Origin of the sequence: Pseudomonas sp. DCB_BI (genome assembly GCF_026240995.1) — a bacterium.
In the GTDB taxonomy this organism is placed as follows: domain Bacteria; phylum Pseudomonadota; class Gammaproteobacteria; order Pseudomonadales; family Pseudomonadaceae; genus Aquipseudomonas.
Genome location: NZ_JAPFCG010000010.1, coordinates 12539 through 28172, shown reverse-complemented (window position 1 = coordinate 28172; position 15634 = coordinate 12539). Strand labels below are relative to the sequence as shown.

At 64.0% G+C, this 15634-nt stretch carries 18 protein-coding genes; 9 read left to right on the top strand and 9 right to left on the bottom strand.

What is annotated here, in order from left to right; translation table 11 throughout:
- Positions 1-158 precede the first annotated feature (158 nt).
- A complete protein-coding gene (locus OO258_RS12605; protein ID WP_266030782.1) occupies positions 159-776 on the top strand; it encodes a tRNA-(ms[2]io[6]A)-hydroxylase in 618 nt (205 codons plus the stop codon).
- 83 nt (positions 777-859) lie between these two features.
- Here OO258_RS12605 and OO258_RS12600 read toward each other — a convergent pair whose 3' ends face one another.
- A complete protein-coding gene (locus OO258_RS12600; protein WP_110746922.1) occupies positions 860-1180 on the bottom strand; it encodes a DUF883 family protein in 321 nt (106 codons plus the stop codon).
- Positions 1181-1309: 129 nt separating this feature from the next.
- Here OO258_RS12600 and OO258_RS12595 point away from each other — a divergent pair, with 129 nt between their 5' ends.
- Entirely contained in the window at positions 1310-1573 is a 264-nt protein-coding gene (locus tag OO258_RS12595; protein WP_266030779.1) for a hypothetical protein, read from the top strand.
- Between the two features lie 16 nt (positions 1574-1589).
- On the opposite strand, the gene OO258_RS12590 is transcribed toward OO258_RS12595, so the two are convergent.
- Positions 1590-2072, bottom strand: a complete 483-nt coding sequence (locus OO258_RS12590; RefSeq protein ID WP_266030777.1) for an LEA type 2 family protein — start codon at positions 2070-2072, stop codon at positions 1590-1592.
- Between the two features lie 255 nt (positions 2073-2327).
- A complete protein-coding gene (locus OO258_RS12585; RefSeq protein WP_266030776.1) occupies positions 2328-3218 on the bottom strand; it encodes a LysR family transcriptional regulator in 891 nt (296 codons plus the stop codon).
- A 102-nt stretch (positions 3219-3320) separates the two neighbouring features.
- Here OO258_RS12585 and OO258_RS12580 point away from each other — a divergent pair, with 102 nt between their 5' ends.
- From OO258_RS12580 to OO258_RS12555, 6 genes are all read left to right on the top strand, one after another.
- Positions 3321-4400 carry a polyamine ABC transporter substrate-binding protein gene (locus OO258_RS12580; protein WP_266030774.1) on the top strand — a complete coding sequence of 360 codons (1080 nt, stop codon included), beginning with the start codon at positions 3321-3323 and terminating at the stop codon, positions 4398-4400.
- Between the two features lie 24 nt (positions 4401-4424).
- Positions 4425-5390, top strand: a complete 966-nt coding sequence (speB, locus tag OO258_RS12575) for an agmatinase (RefSeq protein WP_266030771.1) — start codon at positions 4425-4427, stop codon at positions 5388-5390.
- Positions 5391-5578: 188 nt separating this feature from the next.
- Positions 5579-5896, top strand: coding sequence for a hypothetical protein (locus OO258_RS12570; RefSeq protein ID WP_266030769.1), 318 nt, complete (start codon positions 5579-5581; stop codon positions 5894-5896).
- 22 nt (positions 5897-5918) lie between these two features.
- On the top strand, positions 5919-7070 hold the full coding sequence (locus tag OO258_RS12565) for a PQQ-dependent sugar dehydrogenase (RefSeq protein ID WP_266030768.1): 1152 nt from the start codon (positions 5919-5921) through the stop codon (positions 7068-7070).
- 127 nt (positions 7071-7197) lie between these two features.
- Positions 7198-8304: a cell division protein ZapE gene (gene zapE, locus OO258_RS12560; protein ID WP_266030767.1), complete on the top strand. Its 1107-nt coding sequence runs from the start codon at positions 7198-7200 to the stop codon at positions 8302-8304.
- Between the two features lie 14 nt (positions 8305-8318).
- Positions 8319-8900, top strand: coding sequence for a DinB family protein (locus OO258_RS12555; protein WP_110746942.1), 582 nt, complete (start codon positions 8319-8321; stop codon positions 8898-8900).
- Between the two features lie 28 nt (positions 8901-8928).
- Here the strand turns inward: OO258_RS12555 and OO258_RS12550 are convergent, their stop codons facing one another.
- The 4 genes from OO258_RS12550 to yegQ all read right to left on the bottom strand — a co-directional run bounded on the left by OO258_RS12550 (position 8929) and on the right by yegQ (position 12290).
- Positions 8929-9927: an alpha/beta fold hydrolase gene (locus tag OO258_RS12550; protein ID WP_266030765.1), complete on the bottom strand. Its 999-nt coding sequence runs from the start codon at positions 9925-9927 to the stop codon at positions 8929-8931.
- 74 nt (positions 9928-10001) lie between these two features.
- Complete coding sequence (locus OO258_RS12545; RefSeq protein WP_110746946.1) at positions 10002-10439, bottom strand: YqaA family protein; 438 nt, start codon at positions 10437-10439, stop codon at positions 10002-10004.
- Positions 10439-10867: a DUF411 domain-containing protein gene (locus tag OO258_RS12540; RefSeq protein ID WP_266030764.1), complete on the bottom strand. Its 429-nt coding sequence runs from the start codon at positions 10865-10867 to the stop codon at positions 10439-10441. Before OO258_RS12540 ends, OO258_RS12545 begins: the two co-directional genes overlap by 1 nt.
- 103 nt (positions 10868-10970) lie before the next feature.
- On the bottom strand, positions 10971-12290 hold the full coding sequence (gene yegQ, locus OO258_RS12535) for a tRNA 5-hydroxyuridine modification protein YegQ (protein ID WP_266030762.1): 1320 nt from the start codon (positions 12288-12290) through the stop codon (positions 10971-10973).
- 134 nt (positions 12291-12424) lie between these two features.
- Here yegQ and OO258_RS12530 point away from each other — a divergent pair, with 134 nt between their 5' ends.
- Positions 12425-13489 carry an AI-2E family transporter gene (locus OO258_RS12530; RefSeq protein WP_110746952.1) on the top strand — a complete coding sequence of 355 codons (1065 nt, stop codon included), beginning with the start codon at positions 12425-12427 and terminating at the stop codon, positions 13487-13489.
- Positions 13490-13600: 111 nt separating this feature from the next.
- Here the strand turns inward: OO258_RS12530 and phnX are convergent, their stop codons facing one another.
- Together phnX and OO258_RS12520 are read right to left on the bottom strand one after the other, a co-directional pair.
- Positions 13601-14428 carry a phosphonoacetaldehyde hydrolase gene (gene phnX, locus OO258_RS12525; RefSeq protein ID WP_266030761.1) on the bottom strand — a complete coding sequence of 276 codons (828 nt, stop codon included), beginning with the start codon at positions 14426-14428 and terminating at the stop codon, positions 13601-13603.
- A 34-nt stretch (positions 14429-14462) separates the two neighbouring features.
- A complete protein-coding gene (locus tag OO258_RS12520) occupies positions 14463-15569 on the bottom strand; it encodes a 2-aminoethylphosphonate--pyruvate transaminase (protein WP_266030760.1) in 1107 nt (368 codons plus the stop codon).
- Positions 15570-15634: the final 65 nt, after the last annotated feature.

Below are 15634 nucleotides of genomic sequence, written 5' to 3'. Positions count from 1 at the left end.
CTCCAAGCCTGGCGCTGCCTTGTGGGAACTGGCCTGGCCCAGACTATAGTCGGGACTGGCCTCACTGCCGCTTGATGTGCATCAAGCATAGTCACTGGCGCCGCCCGCCGCCGCCGGTATAATCGCCGGCCCTGCCTGTTCTGTGTGGTTGCACGCTTATGTCCCTGACTCCCGAAATCGACGCCTTTCTTGGCTGCCCGACCCCAGACGCCTGGATCGAAGCAGCCCTGGCCGACCAGGAAACCTTGCTGATCGACCACAAGAACTGCGAATTCAAAGCCGCCAGCACCGCCTTGAGCCTGATCGCCAAGTACAACACCCACCTTGACCTGATCAACATGATGTCGCGCCTGGCCCGTGAGGAGCTGGTGCACCACGAGCAGGTGCTACGCCTGATGAAGCGCCGCGGGGTGGCGTTGCGCCCGGTGTCGGCGGGGCGTTATGCCTCCGGGTTGCGTCGCCTGGTGCGCGCCCATGAGCCAGTCAAGCTGGTGGATACGCTGGTGGTGGGGGCGTTTATCGAAGCGCGCAGCTGCGAGCGCTTTGCCGCGCTGGTACCGCACCTGGATGATGAGCTGGGCCGCTTCTACCATGGCCTGCTGAAAAGCGAAGCGCGCCACTACCAGGGCTACCTCAAACTGGCGCACAACTACGGTGATCAGGCGGACATCGCCCGCCGGGTGGAGCTGGTGCGCGCTGCGGAGATGGAACTGATCCAGTCACCGGACCAGGAACTGCGCTTCCACAGCGGCATCCCGCTGGCCCAAGCCGTCTGATTCGCTACAGCCGGCCCGAGCCCAACGCACTGTGTGAGAAACCGTCTCAAGGCTTTTCACACGGCGCTTGGTGTCACCTGAGCCTAGTTACGCCGGCCCAGCAGCAGGCCCACCACCAGCCCAAGGCCGGCAGAAATGGCTACGGTCTGCCATGGATGGCCGCCGATGTAGTCCTGGGTGGCATTCACCACCGGTTGCGCCTTTTCACGCACGCTGCCAGCGGCCTGGCGTGCCTGCTTGAGTTTCAGGCTGACCTGCGCGCGCAGGCTGTCTGCTTCTTCGCCAACCAGGGCAGCGCTGTCATTCAGCAGCTTTTCCGATTCCTCGATCAGCGACTGCAACTCGCTGAACACCTGGTCCTTGATCTGATCGCTGTCGGCCAGCGCGGCGTTTTTCCGGGCCATGAACTCGTCCTCGTCGATGGGGGGGTTAGAACAATGGATGCCGCCGCGTCGGGAAAGTTGCGCCGGCTTAGCGATGTTGCGTTGCCTGGGTGTAAGATAGCGGCCATTTTCAAACATGCAGGTATCTTCATGAGTTTCAACCTGGCCAACATGAGCTTCGAGGAACGGGCACAGATCGAGGCAGAGAAGGCCCGGCTTTTCGAGATGTGGCAGAACAACCTGGGCAAGGCCAAGGGTGAAGCGGCCCGGTTGATTGCCGAAAAACCTCGGCGCAAGGGCAAGTGGGCCGAATGGGTACGCGCCGAGCTGGACGGCATGACGCCACCCGAATACGCCAGCATGGTGCGCAGTGAGGTCAACAAGCTGATGGCAGCGGCCAGCGCCGGCCGCTGAGTACCCCGCCGGGCGCTTACCAGTAGGCGCCCTTGGGCAGGTCCAGCTTGCCCTCGTCAGTGAAGCGCACGGTACCCAGCGGCCCGCTGGCGAGCTTGCCGCGCAGCTTGTACGGCAGGCCCTGCAGTGAGTCCAGCTGGCCCAGCCCGTAGGCCTGGCGCAGGAAAGAAAACGCCGTGATGCTGACAGGCACCACGATCACTGCCTCGTCGTAACGGCCAATGTGCCCTTGCTGGTCACTGACCCCGGCGGCCAGCGGCTGGCCGTTGACTTCCAGGTTTAGGGCGATGCCGTTGAAGTCGATCGGCGCCTCATTGGGGTTTTGCACCCGCATCTTCACCGCCATGCGCAACTCCAGCTCCTGCCCAGGCAGTGGCTCGATGCCGATCACGCTGATGTTCACCGGGTCGCGCGGCTGGAACAGTGCGCAGGCGGCCAGGCTGCTGGTCAGCAGCACGGCCATCAGTAGGCGGGTGTAGCGGTACAGACGGGCAGTCATGGGGGGACGACCTTGCCAGAGTGAACGAGTGGCCAGTGTGGCAAATACGCGTTGGCGTTGAAAGTATCGGCCCAGACGAAAGACCCTGTTTCTCATTAACGCCCAATAATATCTCCTACCGGCCGTTCTTGAACCCATGCTGACGTCACCTGTGTCGGGCCCGCTGGCGGGTTTCCAGGCGTACTACGACGACCTGCTGCAGTTTCTGATGCGGCATTTGTCAGGCTTTGCGTGGTCCGTGTGAGAGAGAGCGACTCAGGCAAACGCCTTCAGCAAATCCTGGGCGAAGACATTGGCCGCCTCACCCACTACCTGCGCCCGATGCCGGGCCAGGGTAAATGGCACGACAAAATCCAGCCCCGGGTCCAGGGGCCACAACAGCCCTTCGGCCTCCCACGCCCGCGCGCAATGGTACGGCAGATAGCCAATATGCCGCCCCGACAGGATGAACGTCAGCACGCTCTCGATCTGCTCCGCCACCGCCATGCTGCGCCGGCTCTGGAACGGCTGATCGCCTTTGAGAAAACGATACGGATGGCGCACCTGGTCCTGCTCCAGCAAGCGCGCTTGCGCGACGCCCGTCTCGCCGAACAATGAATGCCCCTTGCCGCAATACAGCCGTTGTCGCTCTTCGAACAACGGCTGGTAATCGAACGCGGCCTGGTTGCCGGAAAAGTAGCTGATGGCGTAGTCCAGCCGTTGCTCGAGCAATAGCCGCTCCAGCTCGGCCGGTGGCGCACTGATCAGCTCCAGCTGCACCGACTCTTCCCGGCTGCGAAACGCCGCGATGGCAGCCGCCAGCTTCAGGCTCACCGCCTTGTCCTGGTTTTCTGCCAGGCCAATGCGTACCGTCCCCAGCAGCCGCCCGGCAACACCATTGGCTTGCTGGCGAAACTGCTCGATGTTCAGCAGCAGCCCGCGTGCCGCTTCCAATAGCATTTCGCCTTTTTCCGTCAGGTGAAAACCGCCCTTGCCACGGCTGCACAGGCGGTAACCCAGCCGAGCCTCCAGTTGCGCCATGCGCTGGCTGATGGTGGGCTGGCTCAAGCCCGATACGCCTTGCGCGGCGCTGAAGCCACCAGCCTCGACTACAGTGACGAACAGCCGCAGCAGGTGCAGGTCGGGGTCGTGCACTTGTCCGAGCATTACATTGCTCCCGAGGAATGTCAGCTTTGCAAACTTGCCATTCTTGCAATGTAACCCGGCTGGCATGCTCGCGGCATCCACCCATTTGCCGAGGTGTCCGCCATGCGTCGATCGTTGTGCCTGTTGTCCCTGGTCCTGGCCTTGCCGCTGCAAGCCGAAGAGAAGGTCGTCAACCTCTACAGCTGGGCCGACTACGTCGCCCCGGAAACGCTCCAGCGCTTTGAGCGGGAAACCGGCTACAAGGTGCGCTACGACACCTTTGATACCACCGAAGTGCTGGAAACCAAGCTGCTGACCGGTGGCAGTGGCTACGACGTGGTAGTGCCGTCGTCCACCGTGCTGGCGCGGGCGCTCAAGGCCAATGCCCTGCAACCGCTGGACGCCCAGACCATGCCTGGCTATGCCAACCTCGACAAAGACCTGTTGGCCAAGCTCGCCGAGGCCGACCCCGGCAACCGCCATGCCGTGCCGTACACCTGGGGCACCCTGGGCCTGGGGGTGAACGTGGAGGCGGTGCGCCAGCGCCTGGGCGATGTGCCGCTGGACAGCCTCGATCTGCTGTTCAAGCCCGAGTACGCCAGCCGCCTGAAGGATTGCGGTATCGCCATGCCAGACTCGCCGCAGGAGGTGATCGGCGTGGCGCTGAACTACCTGGGCAAGGACCCTTACAGTCAGGACAAGGTTGACCTGGCCGCTGCGCAGAACCTGCTAAGCCAGTTGCAGCCGTCGATCAGCTACGTCGCCAATGGCCGGCAGATCAGCGACCTGGCCAACGGCAGCGTGTGCCTGGCGCTGACCTACAACGGTGATGCGGCGATGGCGGCCGACCAGGCGCGGCGTGCCGGCAAGCCGTTCGAGGTGATCTACCGCATCCCCCGCGAAGGGACGTTGGTGTGGCAAGACAACCTGGTCATTCCCAAGGGCGCCCCGCACCCCGAGGCCGCGCGGGCGTTCATCGCGTTCATGCTCAAGCCCGAGTCGGTAGCGGCACTGACCAACACGCTGTTCTTCGCCAACGCCAACCAGGCCGCCACGCCGTTGGTCGACGAAGCGGTACGCAACGACCCGGACATCTATCCGCCGGCCGAAGTGCGCCAGCGCCTGTATGCCGACCGCAGCATGGCCCTGGCCGACCTGCGCCAGCGCAACCGCCTGTGGACCGCTTTCCGCAGTCGCCAATGACCCTAACGACCGAGGAGCCCGACCGTGGATCAAGCCGCAAACAATGACCAGGCCATGACCCGCGACAGCCTGTATGGCACTGCCGCAGAAAGTACCTACGCCGGCATTACCAGTTTCTCGCGCCGCCGCTACAGCCGCGACTTGCGTGGGGTGGACGTGGTGGTCAGCGGGGTGCCGTTCGACACTGCCACCAGCAACCGCCCTGGCGCGCGCTTCGGCCCACGGGCAATCCGTGCCGCCTCGGTGCAGCAGGCCTGGGCCCGCCACTGGCCGTGGGCATTCGACCCGTTCGACCACCTGGCGGTGATCGACTATGGCGACTGCGCCTTCGACAGCGGCACGCCGCAGTCGGTACCGGACAGCATCGAAACCCATGCCGAACAGATTCTGCAAGCCGGCTGCGCCATGCTCACCCTGGGGGGTGACCACTTCATCAGCTACCCACTGCTCAAGGCCCATGCCCGCCGGCATGGCCCTTTGGCGCTGGTTCATTTCGATGCGCACAGCGATACCTGGCCGGACGAGGAGGGCAAGCGCATCGACCATGGCACCATGTTTTGGCATGCCGCCCGCGAAGGCCTGGTGGACCCGGCCCATTCGGTGCAGATCGGCCTGCGGACCACCAACGACGACAGCCAGGGCTTTGCCATTGTCGATGCCCGGCAGGTGCATCGGAAGGGCACCGAGGCGGTGATTGCGGCGATCCGCCAGCGGGTGGGCGAGCGGCCTGTCTACCTTACGTTCGATATCGACTGCCTCGACCCGGCCTACGCGCCCGGTACCGGTACGCCGGTGTGTGGCGGGTTGAGCACGGTCCAGGCGCTGGAGATTCTTGGCGGGTTGCGCGGCATCAACCTGGTGGGCATGGACCTGGTGGAGGTGGCACCGGCCTATGACCATGCCGATATCACCGCATTGGCCGGGGCAACCCTGGCGATGGAGATGCTGTGCCTGTATGCGGCGCGGCACAAGGTGGATAAAGGCCAGTAACCTGGGCCCGCTTTGTGGCCCATTCGCAGCACCAGGCTGCTGCTGCGGGAGCACGCAGGTGCTGCGAATGGGCGCATACTGAAACATCAGGAATCAACTCCATCCGCATTCACGCTTTTGCCGCGAACCCCCGGCGCCTTAGGCTATCAAACCCACCAGGCGCGGCATTTTCGTACAGGAGGTGAAGCATGACCCCGACATTGCCCATCCTGGCCCTCGGCCTGGCTTTATGCCTGCCCGCGCACGCCGCCCCTGAGCCACCGTTGCCGCTCGCCGCCGGCAACAACAACCCCTACAACAGCCCGATCCAGCGCACCAACCCCAACAGTCGCCAGGGCAGCATGCCGGCCACCCCGCCGGTCCGCGGCCCGTCCACCGACCCGTACCAGCGACCCCCGACACTGGACAATCGCGGCATCGGCAATGGCGATAACCTGCGCCGCCAGCAGCAAACCCCGAACCTGGAACCTGCCCGGCCACCGCGCGACAACCCGCGCGCGCCATGAGCCCATCTGAAAGGAATTCTGCATGCTTCGAGCACCCTGGCTAGCCACCCTCACCGCCGCCGCACTGCTGCCCTTGCTGGCGCAAGCGGCGGCTGAACAGCAGTTTCGCAGTGAAGAGGGCACATTGACTGTCAGCACTGTGGCCGATGGCCTGCGCAACCCTTGGGCGCTTGCTTTCCTGCCGGGCGGCAAGGACATGCTGGTCACCGAGCGCTCTGGCAACCTGCGCCTGGTCAATGCTGAAGGCAAGGTCGGCCCGCCGATCAGCGGCGTGCCGAAGGTGTGGGCCGAGGGCCAGGGTGGCCTGCTGGATGTGGTGCTGTCGCCCGCGTTCGCCAAGGACCGCACCGTTTACCTGTCCTTCGCGGAGGAGGGCAGTGACGGCAAGGCAGGGACAGCGGTCGGCCGCGGGCAGCTGTCCGAAGACCGCGCCCGGCTGCAGAATTTCACGGTGATCTTCCGCCAGCAGCCCAAGTTGTCGGTCGGCAACCACTTCGGTTCGCGTCTGGTATTCGACCGCAACGGCTACCTGTTCATCGCCCTGGGCGAGAACAACCAGCGCCCCACTGCCCAGGACCTGGACAAGCTGCAGGGCAAGATCGTGCGCATCCTGCCGGACGGCGAAGTGCCCAAGGACAACCCTTTCGTCGGCAAGGACAACGTGCGGCCAGAGATCTGGTCGTTTGGGCACCGTAACCAGCAAGGCGCCGCGCTGAACCCCTGGACCGGCAAGCTGTGGACCCACGAGCATGGCCCGCGTGGTGGTGATGAAATCAATATCCCCGAGCCTGGCAAGAACTATGGCTGGCCGATTGCAACCCATGGCATCAATTACTCGATGCTGCCGATCCCCGAGGCCAAGGGCAAGCATGTCGATGGCATGGTCGACCCGCACCACGTCTGGGAGAAGTCGCCGGGCATCAGCGGCATGGCGTTCTACGACAGCCCCATGTTCAAAGCGTGGGACCACAACCTGTTCATTGGTGCGCTGGCGACACAGGAGCTGATCCGCTTGCAACTGAAAGGGGACAAGGTGGTGCACGAGGAGCGCCTGCTGGGCGACCTGAAGGCGCGGATTCGCGATGTGCGGGTGGGGCCGGATGGCTACCTGTATGTGCTGACCGATGACAAGGACGGTGCGCTGCTGAAAGTGGGCCTGGCCAACGAAGCCTGAGAGCCCGGCATGTTATGCGGCCACTTGTGGGCGTGCCTGCGTCCACAGGAAGTTGCGCCATCCTGGTGCCCGCGCGCAAGTTGGTCCGTGGCATGAGGTACGTTGCGGCATTCGGGTAGAATGCCGCATGGCCACCACTCCCCATTCCCTCTATCAGCAAGCCCTGACCAGTCAGGGCTATGTCGCCGACCCTGCCCAAGCCCGCGCCGTCGATGCCTTGCAGGCCTGCTTCCTGGCGGTCGAAGGAGGCCGCCCGACCCGGGGCATCTACCTTTGGGGCCCGGTCGGCCGCGGCAAGACCTGGCTGATGGACCAGTTCCACCGCTGCCTGCGCGTGCCTGGCCGGCGCCAGCACTTTCACCATTTCATGGCCTGGGTCCACCAGCGGCTGTTCCAGCTTAACGGCACTGCCGACCCCTTGCTGGCCCTGGCCCGGGAGCTTGCCGGGCAGATCCGCGTGTTGTGCTTCGATGAACTGTTCGTCAATGACATTGGCGACGCGATCATTCTCGGCCGCCTGTTCCAGGTGTTGTTCGATCAGGGTGTGGTGATCGTTGCCACTTCCAACCAGCCACCCGAACAGCTGTACCGTGATGGCTTCAACCGTGAGCGCTTTCTGCCTGCCATTGCCGCCATCGAGCGGCACATGCAGGTACTCCCGGTGGCCGGCGAGCAGGACCACCGCCTGCACCCTGGCGCCGAACACCAGCGTTACTGGGTGGCAGGGGCGGGGCAGGCCAGCCAGTTCAGCGAGGTGTTCCGCCACCTCAGCCCCGACGACGCGGGCACTGAGCAGCCTTTGGCGATCGGTTCCAGGCGCGTTCAAGTGGTGCGCCGCAGCGAACAGGCCATCTGGTGCCGCTTTGCCGACCTGTGCGAACAACCGCTCGCCGCCCTGGAGTTCATGGCGCTGTGCGACCGCTTCCCGGCCATTCTGGTATCGGCTATTCCGGCGCTGGGCGGTGAGCAGCGGGCCGGGCTTATTGCCCGTGGCACTGAGGATGCGGCGGCGCGGGTGGTGGCGGGAGACCGCGAGCTGCCGGCGCTGTCGCCCAAGGACGATGCGGTGCGCCGCTTCATTGCCCTGGTCGACGAATGTTACGACCGCCGGGTAGCGTTGTACCTGGAAGCGCAGGTGCCGCTCGATGCCCTCTACACTGAAGGGTATCTGGCGTTCCCGTACCAACGGACCCTGAGCCGGCTACGGGAGATGCAACTGCAACGCTTCGCTTGAGAAGGAGCCGAACCATGCAGCCGTTGTCGCATCATCTGCTGACCCAGGCTTACAACAATGGCTGGGCCAACCACCGCTTGTACAAGGCTTGCCTGCAACTGAGCCAGGACGAATTCGTCGCCCCGCGCTGCAGCTTTTTTCCGTCGATCAAGGCCACCCTCAACCACTTGCTGACGGTGGACTGGTTCTACCTGCACATGCTTGAGTGCGAGCAGCGTGGCGAGCAACCTGAGGCCGATGGCGAGCGCTTTTTCGACCCGGAGCAGCCGTTTGCTACCTGTACCGACCTGCATGCCGAACAAGCGCAGGCTGATCACCGCTTGATCACTTATTGCCGCACGCTGAACGATGACGAATTGCGCCGCTATGTGAGTATCGTGCGGCCCGAGCGCGTGCAGCGCGAGCAGCGGCTGCGCTTGTTGTCGCACCTGTTCGAGCACCAGGTGCATCACCGTGGGCAAGTGCATGCGATGCTCAGTGACACGGCGGTCAGGCCGCCGCAGCTGGACGAGTTTTTCTGCGAGGAAGAGGCGGGGTCGAGGGCAGACGATTTTGCCGAGCTGGGCTGGACCGAGGCGCAGGTCTGGAAAATGTAGGGGCTGCCAGGCAGCCCCGTTCATTGGCTTACTTCTTCAGCCACTCCACCAGCGTGCGATTGAACCGCACCGGCTCTTCGATCTGCGGCGCATGCCCCATGCCTTCGAAGGTGATCAGCTCACCCTTGGGAATCAGCTTGGCCACCTGCGGCCCCAGCGCTTCGTACTTGCCCAGCTTGGCCTTCACCTCTGGCGGCGCGATATCACTGCCAATCGCCGTGGTGTCTTTGTCGCCGATCAGCAGCAAGGTCGGCATCTGCAGGTTCTTGAACTCGTGGTACACCGGCTGGGTGAAGATCATGTCGTAGATCAGCGCCGAGTTCCACGCCACCGCTTGATGCCCCGGCCCTTTGTTCAGGCCCACCAGCATCTGCACCCAGCGTTCGTATTCCGGCTTCCAGCGCCCGGCGTAATAGGTCTTGCGCTCATAGTCGCGTACGCCCTCGGCATCCAGCTTCAGCTCGCGGGCATACCACTGGTCCACGGTGCGATACGGCACGCCAAGGGCCTTCCAGTCTTCAAGGCCGATCGGGTTGACCATGGCCAGCCGTTCCACCTGCTGTGGGTACATCAGTGCGTAGCGGGTGGCTAGCATGCCGCCAGTGGAATGGCCAAGGACAATGGTTTGCTGCACGCCCAGCTGTTCGAGCAGGGCGTGGGTATTGTCCGCCAGTTGCTGGAAACTGTACTGGTAATGGGCCGGCTTGCTTGAAGTACAGAAACCGACCTGGTCCGGGGCTATGACCCTGTAGCCGGCCTTGCTCAGGGCATCGATGGTGGTTTCCCAGGTGGCGGCGCAGAAGTTCTTGCCGTGCATCAGCACCACGCTGTGGCCGTTCGCCTTGCCTTGGGCGGGGACGTCCATATAGCCCATCTGCAGGGCCTGGCCTTGGGACGTGAAGTCAAAATGCTTGAGCGGATGCGGGTAACTGAAACCCTCGAGCTGAGGGCCGTAGGTGGGGGATTCGGCGGCGAAGGCCGAACCGCTGGCCAGGCAGGCGAGGGCCAGGGCGGTTGCGCGCAGCATGGGGGCACTCCATGTAGGACCATGTAGGAAAAGGGAATGTACCAGCCCATGGACCACGCGAAACGTGAAAGGTGTTACCAGGCGTGAAACCAGCCCAGGGTAATCATCGCCAGCGCGGCATAGCGGCCGGCCTTGGCCACGGTCACCAGCAGCAGGAAGCGCCAGAACGGCTCGCGCATGATCCCGGCGATCAGCGTCAGCGGGTCGCCGATCACCGGCATCCAGCTGAGCAGCAGCGACCATTGCCCCCAGCGCTGGTAGCGCTGCTGCGCGCGCTCCAGCTGTGCCGCGCTGAACGGGAACCAGCGTTTGTCACGCAGGTGCTCGATGGCCCGGCCCAGCAGCCAGTTCACCACCGAGCCCAGCACGTTGCCCGCGGTGGCCACCAGCAGCAGGGTCGCCCAGGCCTGGGGTTCGCGCAGCAACAGGCCGACCAACACAGCCTCCGATTGCAGCGGCAGCAGGGTGGCGGCCCCCAAGGCGCTGAAAAACAGCGCCCACAGGCTGAGCATCAGTAGTTGGCGACCACGGTGTCCTGGCCATCCTGGGTCACCCCGATGACCTCATAGGCATCTTTGTGGTCACCCATTTCCATGCCTGGCGAGCCCATCGGCATGCCCGGCACGGCCAGGCCCTTGAGGTCGCTGCGCTTGGCCAGCAGGCGTACCTGCTCGGCCGGCACGTGGCCTTCGACGAACTTGCCGTCGATGACCCCGGTGTGGCAAGACGCCAAGCGCGGTGCCACGCCCAAGCGTTGCTTGACTGCGCTCATGTTCGGCTCGACGTGGTCGTTGACGGTAAAGCCGTTGTCGCGCAGGTGGCTGATCCAGGCCTTGCAGCAGCCGCAGTTGGGATCGCGGTAGACGTCGATGGTTTCGGCGGCCTGGGCCAGGCCGGTGATGGCCAGCAGGCCGACGGTAAGCAGGTGTTTGTGCAGCATGGTGAAACACTCCTCTGGACGCGCAGGCCAGCAGCATAGCGCAAGTGGCCCCAGGCGCAGGGGTGCCTGTTGCATTACCAGGATCGAACTGTCGCTACTGCACTCAACCTGGCAGGTCACGCATCAACAAGCCGTAGGCCAAGGGCACCTGTTCGGGAACTGGAAGGTAGATGGTATGGCCATCGCCGGGGGCGATCTGCAACGGTTGCCGCTGGCGATTGCTCATGTGCTCAAGGTCGAAGTGGTAGTTACCACGCGGGGTCATCAGCTCCATAGGGTCGCCTACCGCGAAACGGTTCTTGACCTTGACCTCGGCCAGGCCATCGACGCGCACGCCGGTCAGTTCGCCGACGAACTGTTGGCGCTCCGACACCGAGTTGCCACGCTGGTAGTTCTGGTACTCGTCGTGCACGTGGCGGCGCAGGAACCCTTCTGTGTAGCCCCGTTGGGCCAGCGACTCGAGGTTACCCATCAGGGCACGGTCGAATGGCCGCCCTGCCACCGCGTCATCGATCGCCTGGCGGTAGGATTGCACCGCGCGGGCGCAGTAAAAGTGCGACTTGGTGCGACCTTCGATCTTCAGCGAGTGCACGCCCATGCCGGCCAGCCGCTCTACGTGCTGGATGGCGCGCAGGTCCTTGGCGTTCATGATGTAGGTGCCGTGCTCATCCTCGAACGCCGGCATTTCAGTGCCGGGGCGGTTGCTTTCCTGCAGCAGGAACACTTGGTCGGTCGGGGTGCCCAGGCCCAGGGTGGGCTGAACTACGCGGACAATGTCGCCTGTGACGGTCTCGGTGGCGGGCGTGGCGTCGTACTTCCAGCGGCAGGCGTTGGTGCAGGTGCCCTGGTTGGCATCACGTTTGTTCAGGTAGCCCGACAGCAGGCAACGGCCGGAATAGGCCATGCACAGGGCACCATGGACGAACACTTCCAGCTCCATGCCCGGCACCTGCTGGCGGATTTCCTCGATCTCCTCCAGCGACAGCTCGCGCGACAGGATCACCCGAGTCAGGCCCAGCTGCTGCCAGAACTGCACGGCGGCCCAGTTGACCGTGTTGGCCTGCACCGACAGGTGCACCGGCATCTGCGCAAAGTGCTGGCGTACCAGCATGATCAGGCCGGGGTCGGACATGATCAGGGCATCCGGCGCCATGGCGATTACCGGCGCCAGGTCCTTGAGGAACGTCTTGAGCTTGGCATTGTGCGGGGCAATGTTGACCACCACGTAGAAGCGCTTGCCCAGCGCGTGCGCCTCCTCGATACCCAGCGCCAGGTTGGCGTGGTCGAATTCGTTGTTGCGTACCCGCAAGCTGTAGCGCGGCTGGCCGGCGTAGACCGCGTCGGCGCCATAGGCAAAAGCGTAGCGCATGGTCTTGAGGGTGCCGGCGGGGGCCAGCAGTTCGGGCTTGGCGATGGAGGTCATGGTGCACACCGGGGCAAAGGGCGCGGATGCTAGAGCCCCTGATCCATACACGTATTGATTTACGTCAAGGGAGTAGCGGCACTTTTGGCCAAGCGGCGCGCACTAATATCGCATAAGCCATTCGAGGACCTGAGATGAACGAAGCCGCTCTACAGAACAAAGCCTTGGCAGTGCTGCTGGCGCTGGTGACCATTGCCTTTGTCTGGATCCTGCTGCCGTACTACGGCGCGATTTTCTGGGCGGTTGTGCTGGGTATCCTGTTCGCCCCGCTGCAACGTAATTTGCTGATTCGCTTTGGCCGCAGGCGCAACCTGGCGGCGCTCACCACGACGGTGGTCTGCCTGTTGGTGGCGGTGCTCCCGGTATTCATCACCAGCGTGTTGCTGGTGCAGGAGGGCGCCACCCTGTACCAGCGCATCGAGAGCGGGCAGCTGGACATCGCCGGGTACGTCGAGCGCGGGATAAACATGCTCCCGGCGTTTGCCCAGCATGGGCTGGACAACCTGGGCATGGGCAACCTCGACGGCTTGCGCGACAAGATCACCAAGTGGGCGACCCAAGGCAGCCAGGTGCTGGCCAGCCAGGCGTTCAGCTTTGGCCAGGGTACGTTCGAGTTCCTGATCAGCTTCGGCATCATGATGTATTTGCTGTTCTTCTTCTTGCGCGAAGGCGCCGAAGTGGCGCGCCGGGTGCGGCTGGCAGTGCCGCTGCCCGAACATCAGAAGCGCCGCTTGCAGCTGAAGTTCAACCGGGTGGTGAGGGCGACGGTGAAAGGCAACGTGCTGGTGGCGATTACCCAAGGTGCGCTGGGCGGGCTCATCTTCTGGGTGCTGGATATCCCCAGCGCGCTGGTGTGGGCGGTGCTGATGGCATTTCTGTCGCTGCTGCCGGCAGTGGGTGCGGGCATCGTCTGGGCGCCGGTGGCGGCGTATTTCCTGCTGACCGGGGCGATATTGTCGGGCATCATCCTGACCGCGTTCGGGGTGCTGGTGATCGGCCTGGTGGACAACCTGTTGCGGCCGATCCTGGTGGGCAAGGACACGCGTATGCCGGACTACCTGATCCTGGTCTCGACGTTGGGCGGGCTGGCAGTGTTCGGCCTCAACGGCTTTGTGATCGGGCCCTTGATTGCGGCGCTGTTCGTGTCCAGCTGGGCGATTTTTGCCGCGACCAAGCCACAGGTGCAGTTGCCGCAGTAAAGCTGGCCAGCGCAGGCGGGCGAGGGCCAGTTTGCAGGCTGGCCTGTTGATCGGGCCGCAATGCGGCCCGGTCGCGACACGAGGCCGCTACTCTCGCTGCTGCGCAGGGCTTCAGAAGGCCTGTGGCGTCTCGCCCTTGGCCAGGCGGCGGTTGATGTCGGCGATCACTTCCGGCAGCTCGTTGATGGTGTCGATCAGGTAGTGCGGGCGCGAGCCGGCAAACAGCGTGTGGATGCGCTTGCGCTCGCTTTCCAGCTTTTCCGCGCTCAGCGCGCGGTAGCCTTCCCAGGTCAGGCCCAGGGCATTACCCGAGCACACCAGCGCCACAGTCCACATGCCGGCACGGCGGCCTTCGAGAATGCCTGGCACGGTGTCGTCGACCTTCACGCAGGCCGCTACATCGTCAATGCCCAGGGCGATCACGTTGGCCAGGGCCTGGGCCGGCCACGGGCGGCCGTTCGGGGTTTCGTCAGTGGCTACCACATGGTCGGCCACGTAGCCCTTCTGCGCCGCCAGCGCCACCACCTTGTCCATCACCACTTTGGGGTAGCCCGAGCACGAGCCGATCTTCAGGCCGTTTTGGCGCAGCCCGGTGAGGGTTTCCAGTGCGCCGGGGATCAGCGCCGAGTGCACGGCGATCTTCTCGATCTGCAATGGCATGAAGCGGTTGTAGATGGCCGTGACATCATCATCGGTCGGGGTGCGGCCGAATACTTTGCGGTAGCGCTCGGCGATTTCCGGCACGTTACACAGGGTGCGAATGTGGTCCCACTTGCCCATGCCCATTGGCCCGCGGGCTTCCTCGATGGACACCTGCACGTCGAACTCGGCGAAGGCTTCGACAAAAATCTGGGTCGGGGCGAACGAGCCGAAGTCGACCACGGTACCGGCCCAGTCGAGGATGGCGGCTTGCAGCTGAGTTGGGTTGCTGTAGTTCATGTGCGCTGATTCCTGAAGTCGGGTAGGCAGGGGGTCAGATGTCCAGTACTTCCATTTCCCGCAGCACTTCGGCCACGGCATTCACGGCGGCTTGCATGCCATCCGCACCGACTACGCCGATGCAGCCGACGCGGAAGGTTTCGACCTGGGTCAGTTTGCCCGGGTAGAGGATGAAGCCTTTGGCCTTGACTCGCTCGTAGAAGTCCTTGAACTGGTAACGGGCATCGTTCGGTGCGTGGAAGGTGACGATGATCGGCGCCTGGATCTCGGCCGGCAGGAAGCTGCGCAGGCCGATGGCGGCCATGCCGTCGAGCAGGGTCTTGCAGTTGTCGGCGTACCGCCGGTGGCGAGCGGGCAGGCCGCCTTCTTCGTTGTACTGTTGCAGCGCTTCGTGCAGGGCGGCGACCACGTGGGTCGGTGGGGTGAAGCGCCACTGGCCGGTCTTGGCCATGTAAGCGTGCTGGTCGTGCAGGTCCATGGCCAGCGAGTGGGCATTGCCTTCAGCGGCGGCCAGGGCGGTTTTCTCGGCAAATACGAAGCCCATGCCCGGTACGCCTTCCAGGCACTTGCCGGAGGCCGCGATCAGTGCTTCGAAAGGCACTTCGCGGGCATCGATCGGCAGCGCGCCGAACGAGCTCATGGCGTCGATGATCAGGCGCTTGCCGTGGCGTTTGATGACCTGGGCTATTTCCGGCAGCGGGTTGAGGATACCGGTACTGGTTTCGCAGTGGATCAGTGCCACGTGGGTGATGGCCGGGTCGGCGGTAAGCAGGCGATCGACATCGGCGGCGGTGGTCGGTTGGTCTTCGGCGGTTTCGAAGGTGCTGTAGGTGCGGCCCAGCACCTTGCAGATCTTGGCCAGGCGCTGGCCATAGGCGCCGTTGATCAGTACCAGTACCTTGCCGTCACGAGGTACCAGGGTACCGATGGCGGCTTCCACGGCGAACGTGCCGCTACCTTGCAAGGGCACGCAGTGGTGGCTGGCGCTGCCGTCGATGATCGCCAGGAGCTGCTCGCAGACGCTGGCGGTCAGCTGGTTGAAGTCGCGGTCCCAGGAGCCCCAGTCCACCAGCATGGCTTGGCGGGTGCGGATTGAAGTGGTCAGGGGACCTGGGGTCAGCAGAATCGGGGCGTTGCTCATTCCGTTATTCCTCACAAGCGGTGGGCAGAAGCTACGGGGCCTAGGTTGCAATTCACGCTGCCATC

Bases quoted from the DNA above. Each gene is read 5' to 3' on its own strand.
- OO258_RS12570 (WP_266030769.1), top strand. From the start codon at position 5,579: ATGACCCCGACATTGCCCATCCTGGCCCTCGGCCTGGCTTTATGCCTG.
- OO258_RS12580 (WP_266030774.1), top strand. From the start codon at position 3,321: ATGCGTCGATCGTTGTGCCTGTTGTCCCTGGTCCTGGCCTTGCCGCTG.
- OO258_RS12605 (WP_266030782.1), top strand. From the start codon at position 159: ATGTCCCTGACTCCCGAAATCGACGCCTTTCTTGGCTGCCCGACCCCA.
- OO258_RS12585 (WP_266030776.1), bottom strand. From the start codon at position 3,218: ATGCTCGGACAAGTGCACGACCCCGACCTGCACCTGCTGCGGCTGTTC.
- OO258_RS12600 (WP_110746922.1), bottom strand. From the start codon at position 1,180: ATGGCCCGGAAAAACGCCGCGCTGGCCGACAGCGATCAGATCAAGGAC.
- yegQ (WP_266030762.1), bottom strand. From the start codon at position 12,290: ATGACCTCCATCGCCAAGCCCGAACTGCTGGCCCCCGCCGGCACCCTC.
- OO258_RS12520 (WP_266030760.1), bottom strand. From the start codon at position 15,569: ATGAGCAACGCCCCGATTCTGCTGACCCCAGGTCCCCTGACCACTTCA.
- OO258_RS12595 (WP_266030779.1), top strand. From the start codon at position 1,310: ATGAGTTTCAACCTGGCCAACATGAGCTTCGAGGAACGGGCACAGATC.
- OO258_RS12555 (WP_110746942.1), top strand. From the start codon at position 8,319: ATGCAGCCGTTGTCGCATCATCTGCTGACCCAGGCTTACAACAATGGC.
- OO258_RS12530 (WP_110746952.1), top strand. From the start codon at position 12,425: ATGAACGAAGCCGCTCTACAGAACAAAGCCTTGGCAGTGCTGCTGGCG.
- OO258_RS12545 (WP_110746946.1), bottom strand. From the start codon at position 10,439: ATGCTCAGCCTGTGGGCGCTGTTTTTCAGCGCCTTGGGGGCCGCCACC.
- OO258_RS12540 (WP_266030764.1), bottom strand. From the start codon at position 10,867: ATGCTGCACAAACACCTGCTTACCGTCGGCCTGCTGGCCATCACCGGC.
- OO258_RS12550 (WP_266030765.1), bottom strand. From the start codon at position 9,927: ATGCTGCGCGCAACCGCCCTGGCCCTCGCCTGCCTGGCCAGCGGTTCG.
- phnX (WP_266030761.1), bottom strand. From the start codon at position 14,428: ATGAACTACAGCAACCCAACTCAGCTGCAAGCCGCCATCCTCGACTGG.
- zapE (WP_266030767.1), top strand. From the start codon at position 7,198: ATGGCCACCACTCCCCATTCCCTCTATCAGCAAGCCCTGACCAGTCAG.
- OO258_RS12590 (WP_266030777.1), bottom strand. From the start codon at position 2,072: ATGACTGCCCGTCTGTACCGCTACACCCGCCTACTGATGGCCGTGCTG.
- OO258_RS12565 (WP_266030768.1), top strand. From the start codon at position 5,919: ATGCTTCGAGCACCCTGGCTAGCCACCCTCACCGCCGCCGCACTGCTG.